Origin of the sequence: Methanobacterium petrolearium, from assembly GCF_017873625.1 — an archaeon.
Classification (GTDB): domain Archaea; phylum Methanobacteriota; class Methanobacteria; order Methanobacteriales; family Methanobacteriaceae; genus Methanobacterium; species Methanobacterium petrolearium.
The window spans coordinates 127,493-139,592 of record NZ_JAGGKL010000005.1; the positions used below are offsets into that span (position 1 = coordinate 127,493).

Sequence of the window (12,100 nt, forward strand, 5' to 3'; positions counted from 1 at the left end):
TTGATATGAGGGAATTTTCTGTTTCTTTTTACATTATAAATTAAGTTAACGTTGATTGGTGATTAAATAAACTCCAAATGCAAATTGTTTGGTGAGATACTTATAATTTTCGGTTTTCACAACCAAGAATTGTAAGTTTGCTGAGTTTTTGCCCAGGATACACAAATGATTATTACAAATCCAAAAATTTATTATTTTTCACAACGAAAAAATAAGTCAAGAGGAGGATTGTTGATATGATTGAAAAAATGGAAAAAAGTCAGGGGAAAGTTCTGGGTTTCAGGTTAATTGGTGATGTATCCAAATCAGATTATGATGTTTTGGTACCAGATGTGCAAAATGTGATAGACCAGGAAGGATCAGCTGCACTGCTACTGGATTTGAAAGAATTTAAGTGGGAAAAAGTAGAAGCATGGGGTGATGATCTAAATTTCGGCCGGAAATATCACGAAAAAATAGATAAATTAGCCATTGTTGGTGATAAACGCTGGGAAGAACTGTTAACTGTATTTGGTAAAGCATACGCCCAAGAAAGTAAATATTTCCACACCGCAGATATAGATGAAGCCTGGAAATGGCTGCAGGAATAATGATTCATTAAAAAGTTAGTTAAAAAGGTTCTTAGAAAATAGATTTAGAAAAAAACCCTATCTGTTTTATTTTTTGGAGTTAAAAAAGGATCAAATTATAAAAAAGGTGCTCCTATGGAAAAATTTACAAAAGATATTAAGGATGCTTCTGAAATAACCAAAAAATTTAATGAAGATTTGAAAGCAAAACTACCTTTTGATGATGATGTAGATTTTAAAGAGGCTCAAAAGGGATTTATCGCAACTGATGAAAATCTAGTTATCAAAGTTGACGATTCCGTTTTATGGGATTTAAAAAGTTATGAATTTTTGAAAGGAGATTGGCAACCTACAGTTAATCCTAGTTTGTGGAGACAGGCACAACTTAATTTATACAGTGGTTTATACAAAGTCCAGGATAGAATTTACCAAATACGATCTTATGATGTGTCAAATATCACTGTTATTGAGGGAGATACTGGATTAATAGTCATTGATCCTTTAGTTTCCGTTGAAACTGCAAAGGCTGCAATGGAACTATATTATAAAAATATAGGTAAAAAACCTGTGAAAGCAGTTATTTTCACTCACAGTCATTGGGACCATTATGGTGGAGTGGCAGGTGTTATAACCCAAGAACAAGTAGATAAAGGAGAAGTTGAGGTGATAGCTCCTGAAGGTTTCCTGATGGCAGCAGTAAGTGAAAATATATTTGCAGGAAATGCAATGACCAGACGAGCAAACTACATGTATGGGATCACACTGAATGAATCTGCTCAAGAACAGGTAGATGTGGGTCTGGGAAAAAATGTTGCTCTAGGAACCACATCGTTAATCAATCCAACGAAAACTATTGGTAAAAGTGGAGAAAAGATCACTGTCGATGGGGTGGATATTAGATTTTTAATGGCCAGTGGAACAGAAGCCCCTTCAGAATTTATGATGTACTATCCACAGTTTAAAGTGTTCAATGTAGCTGAAGTGGTAACTCATCACATCCACAACATCCTTACCTTAAGAGGTGCTCAGGTAAGAGATGCAAAGAAATGGTGGAAAGCCATTGATAATATTCTACTTACTTATGGTGACCAAATAGAGACTCTTATAGCACAACATCACTGGCCTAAATGGGGAAATGAAGAAATCGTTGACATGCTACAAAAGCAGAGAAATGCCTACAAATTTTTGCACGATCAATCCCTGAGATTAGCTAATCAGGGATACACACCTATTGAAATATCAGAAGAAATGAAACTTCCCAAAACATTAGAAAATGAATGGCACCTGAGAAACTATTATGGTAGTTTTAATCACAACTCCAAAGCCATCTACCAATTCTATCTGGGATGGTACGATGGAAATCCTGCAAACTTATATGCTCTTCCACCAGAAAAAGCTGCTAAAAGATATGTGGAATTTATGGGCGGATTCGAAGAAGTTTTAAAGAAAGCCAAAAAATCTTTTGATGAAGGAGATTACAGATGGGTGGCTGAAGTATGCAAACACCTGGTATTTGCAGATCCAAACAACAAAAATGCAAGGTATCTGGAAGCAGATGCACTGGAACAATTAGGATACCAAACTGAAAGTGGACCTTGGAGAAACAATTTCCTGGTGGGTGCCGCCGAATTACGGGGGAACAAAGTTCCAGCAACAACAGATACAACAGATGCGCTGATCAGTATGCCTACCGAGTTGTTGTTAGAATTTTTAGGTATTTTAATTGATAAAGATAAAGCAGAAGGAAAAGAAATCCGATTAAATGTAAATTTAACTGATAGAAATGAAAAATGTTCTATAAACTTGGTAGATTCTGTTTTAATATACCGGATGAACTATCAGGATGAATCTCCAGACATAGAATTAAACGTGGATGTCTCCACCTTGGTAACCCTGATTCTGGGTCAAACCAAGCTGGATGAAGTTACCAGTGATGAATCAAAAGTTAAAGGTAACTCTGAGGATTTGAAAGAATTTTTAGATTCCATGGTAGGTTTCGATTCTGGTTTCAACATAGTTATACCATAAACTCTTTTTTCACCTTCTTTTTTTCCCGGTTTCGGCTGCTAAAGGCATTATTATTAAGAGTGCCATTAAACCAAAGACTATTACCATGGTTAATACTTCAGGATTGTTAAAATTTGTTGTAGCTATTGTAAAAGCAGCAGCAAGATTTCTTTGTGAAGTTCCAACCCCTAAAGTGAATTTAGTGTTTTTATCTTTTCCTCCCAGTAAATAGCCAACTACAAAAGCGGTTAAAAATATAATTACAGAAGCAATTATGGCTGTTGAACCAATAATTCCCATTATTTGATTGAAGTACACCACAAAAAATGAAATAACTAAAACGAAAAGAGCCAGACTGGATGTTTTTGAAAAAAATGGTTCAATTTCTTTGGATATATCTTCATATCGATATCTAAACAACATGGAAATTATCATTGGACATAACATTAAAATAACCAGGGGCTTGGCTATGTCTAAAGGATTGACAGTAACTCCAGGGAGCACAAAGGGCAATACTAGTGGCAGGAACCCTATTGTAATTAACATTAGCAGCACCATCAGACCTATGGAGTAAGGCACATTTCCTTTCCCTATTTGCGCTAATTTTGGAAGGAAAGGAGCTCCTGCAGCACATCCAATGAGAATTAATCCTGTGGATAATCCAGTGCCAAGGGGGAATAAATACACAATGGTTATGGTGATCAATGGAATAATAACGAAGTTAGCAACGATAGACAGTAAATCCATTTTAAAATCTTTTAAAGGGGATATAATGCTTTTCAGTGAATAATTTAGGCCCATGGAGATCATACTGGAAATAATGAATATAAAAAGGGCCAAGACACCAATACTACCTAAAAAATCTGTGAACTCTACTAATGCCACCATAAAATCACATCCTGTGTATTTTATTTTTTTTATAAACTATTATATTGCCTTCATGATGATGTATAATGGTTTGGTTGATGGATAGGTAACAAGTATGGTAGTTACATTTTATAGAAAAAATAAAAAAAAGAGAAAAAAAGTTTATTTTATTTTTGAGGTTGCTAAGCCACCAAGAACTGCTAGAATTGCAAGTATTAGTCCAGATATGGGTAATCCTGTATTTTGCATGGGTATTGTTTTACTTGCTGCTTTCACTTCACTCACTGCATTGATTGTGATTGGAGTTACACCTTGACTGTTGATATTGTAAGTATCTGAAGAGATTGAAGAACTAAATACATAAACTCCCGGCCTAATTACATAACCTGAAACATACAGATAAGGATCACCAACTTCTACCTTTGTTATAGTCCATGTTATTGTATTAGTGTCTGCATTGTAAGTCCAATCTCCATCACCACTAATATGGGTGTATTCAAAGCCTTCTGGTAGGGGTATTGTTATTGTTACATTGTTTGCTGCATCTGGACCTTTGTTTCCGAGCTTGTAGGTAATTTGGAATGTTTCTCCTAGTTTAGGGTTGTTATTATTGCTTGTTATTTTGATATATAGGTCTGATGCTTTGTTGAGGGTGATATAAGCAGATTCTGTGTTGTTTGTAGTGTAGTTATCAGCAGTTGCAGTAACTTTTACAGGGTTAGATAAGGGGTTTACTACTCCTTCATTAGCATAGAATGTAGCTGCAATAACGCCATTTATAGTGTTTAATGTGATTGAATGAGTTATTACAGTAGAGTCGCTCACGGGAGATACTGATCCTATACTTCTCAATAAAGGCAAATTTCCGGTTCCAGATATGGCGTCAACTAAGCTTCCCCATGGTACTTCCAAAGTTATAGGTCCATCAGGAATATGTCCACCAGTTAAAATACCACCACCGTTAATATGGTTGAAATCTGCCATTATAGTTGACGTTTTGGTGTTATTGATATTTGTAGGGCTTGCATTAACGCTCAAAATAACCCAATTGTCAGGAGGACTGCATCCATATATAATATCACTCCAAACAGGGTCGTTTGAACCCCACCAATTATATTGAAGATCTGGGACAGATTCTGCATCATTATGTATTGAATTTGGGGAATTATTTATAATCCGGTTGAAATTTGCAATCATATCACCAAAATTGCATACTCCTCCGCCACAAATATCTGAATATTCACTTCCACCAGTGGCTGTGACATTGTTGTATTGAAGGGTGCTGTTACTGATAATTAGAACATTCTCGTTGTAGATTGCTCCACCAACGGCAAAAATATCTCCACCTGTGGCTTTAACCGAATTGTATTGGATGGTGCTTTTGTCAATATACACATTTCCAATGTATGAATTAGATATAGCTCCACCGCCAATGCGATTTATACTCTGAGTAGTAGCCGCAACTGTGTTGTATTGGATAGAACTGTCATTAATATACAGATTTCCATTATTGAGTATTCCTCCACCGTAAACACCTACACTTGCATCTGTAGTTGTGATGGCGTTATTGTATTGGATGGTGCTTTTGTCAATATACACATTTCCATCTTCAGAATTGAAGATTCCGGCCCCATAAATAATCACGTCCGCATCAGCCGTGGCTGTGATGGTGTTGCTTTGAATGGTACTGTTAGTAATGATGAGAATATTATCATTGTAGATTCCTCCACCTTCAGCAGATACAATATCGAGTTGTGAGGCGGCTGTGGCTATGGCATTGTTATTTTGAATGATACAATTATTGATAAAGAGATTTCCGCCATTGCATATCCCTCCACCAAAAGAACGCACGTTTACACCTTCACCTGAGGCTGTGGCATTGTTATTTTGGATGATACAGTTATCAATTGTTAAATTACCATTAATATCATTGAAGATTCCTGCACCACTAGCATATACATCTACAGTTTTACTTGTGGCTGTCGCGGTGCTATATTCTATGGTGCTGTTATTTATGGTTAATCTGCCTTCCTTGTTGTAGATGGATCCTCCCTTACTTGCAGTGTTGCTGGTGAATGTGCTGCTAGATATGTCTACTGTCCCACTGTTATAGATAGCACCACCACCATCTTCGGTTGCGGTGTTACCTGTGAGCGTGGACCCTGTGATGGTTACTGTTCCACTATTGTAAATAGCTCCCCCATCGATTTTTGCCGTGTTACTTGTAAGTTTACCGTTAATTATGGCCAGTGTTCCACTATTATAGATTGCTCCACCGTTTGAATAATCTAAAGAGTTATTATTGAATGATGTTTCGTTTATGTTTAATATACCTGTTGCATAATTATAAATAGCTCCTCCCTCTTCAGCGGTGTTATTTTTGAATGTACAGTTGGTCATGTTTAAGTTTTTAGAGTTGTAAATAGCTCCACCGTAAAACCATGCGAAGTTATTATCAAAAGAACAACCAGTCATGTTTAAATTTCCATAATTAGCGATAGCACCACCAACACCACTAGGCACTGTATTGTTATTGAAGGTGCTGTTAATCACTTTCAATATTCCATCGTTATGGATGGCCCCACCCCCAATTGCAGTGTTCTGTGTAAAGTTACAGTCAGATACTGTTAGGGTGCCATTATTGTAGATTGCTCCTCCAAAGATAGTCGCAACATCCTTGTTAAAGTTACAATTATACACTGTTAAAGTTCCGTTATTGTTAATAGCCCCACCCTTCTTAGTGGTACTGGCGTTGGTTAATGTCAATTCCTTTAATATAATGGTTATTCCCTGGTTGATTGTGAATATTGATCCCTGTCCTTGACCATCAATTATGGTGCCTGTCTGACTTTGGCCGATAAGGGTCATGTTTTTGTTTATTGTTAAGTTAGTGTTTCCAGTGTCTTTGTAAATCCCATCAGCAATGTATATTGTCCCATTTGGATTTACACTGTCTATTCCTTTTTGTATAGTAAGGTAAGGATTATCAACAGAACCCGTACCGCTTGTGTCATTTCCAGTGGTATTAACATAAACATCTACTGCAGAAACAGCACTCAAACAGATTAATAAGGTTAAACTTATAAGCAGTAAAGGAATAATGAATTCAATTTTAGTTGTAATTGTTTGTTTTTGTATGTTTTCACCTCTGTTATACTTTATTAAATAAATTATTGAGTATTATTGAAATCCTGTTGCATGGCGTACCCTAAAAAAAGTTAATTAAGGTTAAATTAACTCCTTTGGCGTTTAGATTAATTGGTTAGTAATTATATTCTTCGAAAAGAGTTAGTTTTAGCTACTATTAATACTTAACTAATGAAAAATAAAATATCTGTAACAGAATCCTACTATTGCATTTAAATTGTGTTTTAACATATTTAAAATAATTAAATGAATATTATACAGTTCATATGCAAATATGAACAAATAAAAAGATAAGTTATACTGTTTTCAGTTCATAAATCCTTAATACAGTTGTATTTATAATTAATATCACTCAATTTACATTATTTTATTTTAAAGAACATTCACTTGAATTAGAATTTCGCTAAACAGGACTATAACGAAGTAAATTTGATCACCAAATTGTATTTTTTTTTGGATGAATTAAAATTAGGTGGAATCTGGGAAAATGTTTATATTTTTCCTTGATCAATGAATGAGTAGAATGTGAATAGATGCAGTTGATATTTTTTTTACCTTATTTAGTCACGAACAGTTCGTATATCACCTAACTATTTAAGTAAGCAAAATAAACATTATTTCTGGATCGAGAGGAGTTTTTATAAAATGGCAAAATTCTATAAAATACGTGATTTCCTGGATGATGAAAGTGTGGAAAAGTTCATCAATGAACTTATAGAAGAAAATATGGAATATATAAGGGCTAAATACCGGCAACTATTGAAAGCTGCCAACAATGCCAAAACTAATTTTTAAATTATTTAATTTTGTATCAATTTATATCAATATCAGTTAATATCAATTTATTTCATTAAATCTTTTTTAGAGGTTACTGTTGATTACTCGAATCTTCAGCCATGGCCAGGAGGATGGTATCTGAGGTATGGACATCATAGTAATCGAAATTACTTATAAAATTCTCCAGGTACTTACTTCCAGCATCACTTAGGGCGTAAATTTCTTCCTCTAAAATTAAAAGCTCTTCTTTTTCCAGGGGAATTACCAGATCATCAAATATCTCATCAAAGTCATGAACTTCCTTTACTGAGGCATTAAGCTCTGATAAAACAGGAATATAATTATCAGGACTGAAAACAGTTTTCAAGGACGAAACAATTTCTGGGCGTGTTTTTTCCTGCCCACTCCACAGGATGTATAATATCCAGTTCTGGAAGGCCATCATCTTGTTACCCTCCCATGTCTCCTCCAAAGGAAGTTTATAATGGGAGTAATCCTCCTCTTCCCCTCTTCTGGCTAAAATAGCCTCTTGGAGTAAGTCTGTGGTATCTTTGAATATTCCTATGGCTATGACTAACGCTATAATGGAATCTACAAAGTAAATACCCTGTAATGTGAAAATTGCCCCGGTAATAACGGAAAAACCTATGAATATATGATTTTTACTGTCCACTGACTGGGAAATAAGGGTTAAATTAGAATTGGTCTTACCCACGTAGCGTTGATAGTAGAACAGGAAAACTGCTGCCATGATGGCGATTCCTTCCACCACTATAACCAAGTATGGCATACCCATGGGGGTCAGTGTTCCATAGTAGGCGCTTATAAGATGGGTAACAGAATCATAACCAATGTTCAAGGAGGCGAAGAATAATCCGAATATCACCAGCAAAGTGGACAGAGTTTCCCGGTGATACTTGATTCCCAGCCACACCATAAAGGCGGAAACCGTATCCATGGTGGCATCAGTACCATCAGCAGTGAGTCCCACACTCCCACTCACCAGACCAGATCCTAGTTTAAGAACGGCCAGAAAAGCATCTAAAAAGGTAGTATTCTTCGCAGCTGCATCTGGTTTGAAAAAATCCTTCCGTACCAGGGCTGCCTTTTTTTCCATATGTTGAACAAATTTTTCAGCCAACTCCAATCCTTCAGGAGTCAGAGAATAAAGACCATCATCCAGTTTCACCCAACCCATTTCAACAAGTTTCTGGCATTCATATGCAGTGGCACCAACTTTTCGAGCAACTCGCCTATCTTCTAATTCGGACCTAAGATGTGCAAATGTGAAAAACAATTTTTCCATTAAAGGTTGGCTCTTTTGAGGTATTTGCTGGTACCAGATAAGTGATAAAAACAGCATTGTTTTATCATCAATCTCTTCTAAACTCAGCGGACCTTCCTTTAGAAGAGCCATCATCAGGAATCTATCATATCCCAATATGGGTTTCTTATCTTTCATTATAATGCACCGAATTCACATAGTAATAAACAAGGGGATTGATATGAGTATTACATTGGTAATGTTGCCTTAACATAAAGTAACAACCCTTGGATTTTAATGTTTCCATTTTACATAATACTGATATCCTATCCATATACTGATGGTATTCACATGGTGCGGAACTAAATGATAAATAAAGATAGAAATACCATTTAATGTAATATAAGAAGGCCTAGCATGATTAGAGTAAATGGATTCCAGTTTAATTTAAGAAAATTTATGAACCGCAAGTAAATAAGTTAAAACTTGGTTCCAAAGTAAAAAAACTTTACATTATGTTAGAAATTGAATAACTTAAAATTAGGTTACAAAGCAAATGACTTAAAAATAGGATAGGATATATCTTTATCCAGAAGGGGGATGTGATTTTTTAAATCGTAATTTTGAATCTTTATAGGGGTAGATCAATTGGTGAAACTGGTAAAATCACAAGTTAAATGCTATAAAAAGAAGACCAAGAAAAATGTGGGAGGTCAGAAGAAGACCTATGAATACAATCAGTATCTGGTTCCCCTTAAAAGGGCGGACAACCTTGATTGCAGTATGGACGTGTTCATCATACCCCAAAGCGATCTTAATGATTTAATTGATGAAAAAGGCGAATTAAAAGATATTTCAGGAGATGAAGACGAATATAAGCGTCATTTGGCTGAATACGAAGCTGAACTTGCAGATCTTGAGTGGAAACACAGCCAACTTTCCAAATCATACAAAGAACTGTTCAAAAAACATAATAAAATCCGTAAAAAGAACCAGGAACTTGAAAATAAGGTTGAAAGTCTGGGAAACGACCGAGAAAAGCTCATCAGTGTCTTGAAAAAAGTGAAAGATACCAGAATGAAAGAAAACACAGAAGGTCCCAAAACCATTCCTCAAAAATCTGCAAAACAGACTTCCTCTGGACAGGTAACTGTAAAAGGGAAATTTGGGGGTAAAACCCAAAAAAGTACCTCTAAAGCCGATAAAACAGAAATTAATCCGGATAAAAAAGGCACAGAAAATAAAAAGGCCGAAGAAATCAAAGAAAACAGGGATGATAAAGATATCTGGACAGTTCTACGCAGCCGCTTAACCAAAAAAGAGGAAGATGAAAAATAGGGAAAAATTAATATTTTTTTCAAAGAAATAAAATTTTTACAACACATGACGGGTGTTTAAAATCCAGCAAAGTCTGATAGATGGTGAAAAACCCAAAACAAAATCCAAAACTCACCCTGACATCTCTCAGGTTATGATTATCCAGGGGCGCAACAACTTCCCGATAAGCTGGCTGAATAAACAGGGTTACTGTGAATACAGCATATTTCTGGAAAATGTTCAAAGAATAGAAGTTAAACCCACCAGAAACATGGTGGTAGGGACCAGGGAACACGCCAGATTAGAAGAAGAATTCTCACGTGATGCCGAACCTGCCACATTTGAAGAGATGATTGAAACATCAAAAACTGCAGAATTACTCTCCAGAGAACTACCAGTAATCTCCGAACATTACGGAATCAGAGGATTCATCGATGAGGTGTGGATGACCCCTGATGAATTCGTTATCATCGATGATAAACCAGGAACAAAGGCATTCTCTTCATCAATTCACCAAGTCTTTGGATATTGCCTGGCATTCAAAGACACAGTGCAAGATGATAGAAAGATAATAGCCTCCCTGAGGGAAAGGGGAACTGATAATATCTTTTGGTCGGCATATTTTGACCAGAGGGCAGAAAATGATATAATATCCCTTATTAACCGGGTTCACAACTTAATTTTGGGTAAGGAAGAATTTATACCGACACAAAACCCTAGAAAATGTCGTAGCTGTCGTTTGAAGAGTAAATGTGATAAAAAAGCCCTTCCAAGATAACTTTGAGTTATTTAACATAGTTTAAATAAGATGTAGATAACTTTAAATATCACTTCAGCCTAAAAGGAGATTGCTGCACTTGCAGCCTTTTTTATGTTTTAGTCCCGTAGGGTAGTGGTAATCCTGCTGGTCTTTGGAACCGGCGACGGCGGTTCGACTCCGCTCGGGACTATTTATTTTCAAGGGTAATTACATGGAAAAAATTCTCCTGGCAGGTGTTAACACCCGTGCTGTGGCATGTTCCCTGAAAAAACTGGGATATCAGGTTTATTCTGCAGATTATTTTGGAGTTATGGATTTAGGATCATGCACGGAAAAATCCCAGTCTGTCCTGGATCAAAAACCACAAAAATCATGTGGAAAGTTCATAGAACACTTCAATCCCCTGATTATTAAAAAGATGGCACTTAAAATGGTGGATGATGTTGATGGGGTTATTTGTTGTGCTGGTGTGTCTCCTAATTGGTTTCCATCCAATAAAATCATAGGAAACCCTGATGTGGATGGTGTTGAGGATAAATACCAGCTTATGAAGGAACTTAACCTCCTTAACAGTAAATTTGACCATTCTTTTCATGTTCCAGAAACATATCTGGTAGGTGATATGGATGATGCCCATGAAATTGCCACCGGTGCACCGGAAAAACAGTTCATTTTAAAACCTAGATATGGATCAGGCGGTTACGGAGTACGCAGGTTGGATCCCCTGATGCAGGAAACAGATCTTGACTGTCAGGAAATTGAAAGTGATGACTGGATCTTACAGGAATTTATAGCTGGTGAGAATATCAGTGCATCAGTTCTCTCAACCATGTACGATACTCAAACCATACTCACCAGCACCCAGATCATAGGTGACAAAAGATTGGGTCAAAGGGAGCCATTCGGATACTGTGGTAACATTGCACCCCACAGTGGAGATGGTAAAATCTCAGAAATTGCCCAAAAAGTGACACACCACCTATCCTTAATAGGCTCAAATGGGGTGGATTTCATAATTAACCAGGGCGAAATATATGTCATTGAAGTCAACCCTCGCCTGCAGGGAACCTTTGAATGTGCCGAAGTGGCCCTGAATATAAACATGGCAGAAGCACATCTTGAGGCCTGTCAGGGACGCCTTATGGAAGTCAGTGCTCCTGATAAATTTGCAGTTAAAATGATCATCCACACCCACCACAGATCCCAGGTGACAGATCTTAACCTGCCGGGGGTCCATGATATACCTTACCCGGGGGTTATCATTGAGAAAGGCGAACCCTTAGCCACAGTCATAACTTCAGGAATGGCAAGGGAAGATACTATTTATTCTGCTAAAAAAAAGGTTCAAAAGGTTTACGGCCAACTGAAACCTGCAAAATGATGTGTTAATTT

At 36.5% G+C, this 12,100-nt stretch carries 9 protein-coding genes and 1 tRNA gene; 7 read left to right on the forward strand and 3 right to left on the reverse strand.

Annotated elements, in window-relative coordinates; all coding sequences use genetic code 11:
- Positions 1-236: 236 nt before the first annotated feature.
- Complete coding sequence (locus J2743_RS06055; protein ID WP_209625679.1) at positions 237-590, forward strand: SpoIIAA family protein; 354 nt, start codon at positions 237-239, stop codon at positions 588-590.
- A 114-nt stretch (positions 591-704) separates the two neighbouring features.
- Positions 705-2,597, forward strand: a complete 1,893-nt coding sequence (locus J2743_RS06060; RefSeq protein WP_209625680.1) for an alkyl/aryl-sulfatase — start codon at positions 705-707, stop codon at positions 2,595-2,597.
- Between the two features lie 9 nt (positions 2,598-2,606).
- Here the strand turns inward: J2743_RS06060 and J2743_RS06065 are convergent, their stop codons facing one another.
- Positions 2,607-3,464, reverse strand: coding sequence for a bile acid:sodium symporter family protein (locus J2743_RS06065; RefSeq protein WP_209625681.1), 858 nt, complete (start codon positions 3,462-3,464; stop codon positions 2,607-2,609).
- Between the two features lie 141 nt (positions 3,465-3,605).
- On the reverse strand, positions 3,606-6,503 hold the full coding sequence (locus tag J2743_RS06070) for a beta strand repeat-containing protein (protein WP_209625682.1): 2,898 nt from the start codon (positions 6,501-6,503) through the stop codon (positions 3,606-3,608).
- 732 nt (positions 6,504-7,235) lie between these two features.
- On the opposite strand from J2743_RS06070, the gene J2743_RS06075 reads away from it, so the two are divergent.
- On the forward strand, positions 7,236-7,385 hold the full coding sequence (locus J2743_RS06075; protein WP_209625683.1) for a hypothetical protein: 150 nt from the start codon (positions 7,236-7,238) through the stop codon (positions 7,383-7,385).
- 73 nt (positions 7,386-7,458) lie between these two features.
- On the opposite strand, the gene J2743_RS06080 is transcribed toward J2743_RS06075, so the two are convergent.
- Entirely contained in the window at positions 7,459-8,829 is a 1,371-nt protein-coding gene (locus tag J2743_RS06080; protein WP_209625684.1) for a cation efflux transmembrane domain-containing protein, read from the reverse strand.
- A gap of 453 nt (positions 8,830-9,282) precedes the next feature.
- On the opposite strand from J2743_RS06080, the gene J2743_RS06085 reads away from it, so the two are divergent.
- The 4 genes from J2743_RS06085 (at position 9,283) to J2743_RS06100 (ending at position 12,089) form a co-directional block, all read left to right on the forward strand.
- On the forward strand, positions 9,283-9,969 hold the full coding sequence (locus J2743_RS06085) for a hypothetical protein (protein WP_337972237.1): 687 nt from the start codon (positions 9,283-9,285) through the stop codon (positions 9,967-9,969).
- 61 nt (positions 9,970-10,030) lie between these two features.
- Positions 10,031-10,726 carry a CRISPR-associated protein Cas4 gene (locus tag J2743_RS06090; protein WP_425342806.1) on the forward strand — a complete coding sequence of 232 codons (696 nt, stop codon included), beginning with the start codon at positions 10,031-10,033 and terminating at the stop codon, positions 10,724-10,726.
- A gap of 100 nt (positions 10,727-10,826) precedes the next feature.
- Positions 10,827-10,898: transfer RNA gene (locus tag J2743_RS06095), tRNA-Gln, on the forward strand.
- A 21-nt stretch (positions 10,899-10,919) separates the two neighbouring features.
- Positions 10,920-12,089 (forward strand): ATP-grasp domain-containing protein, encoded by a 1,170-nt coding sequence (locus J2743_RS06100; protein ID WP_209625686.1) that lies wholly within the window; start codon positions 10,920-10,922, stop codon positions 12,087-12,089.
- The last annotated feature ends 11 nt before the right edge of the window (positions 12,090-12,100 follow it).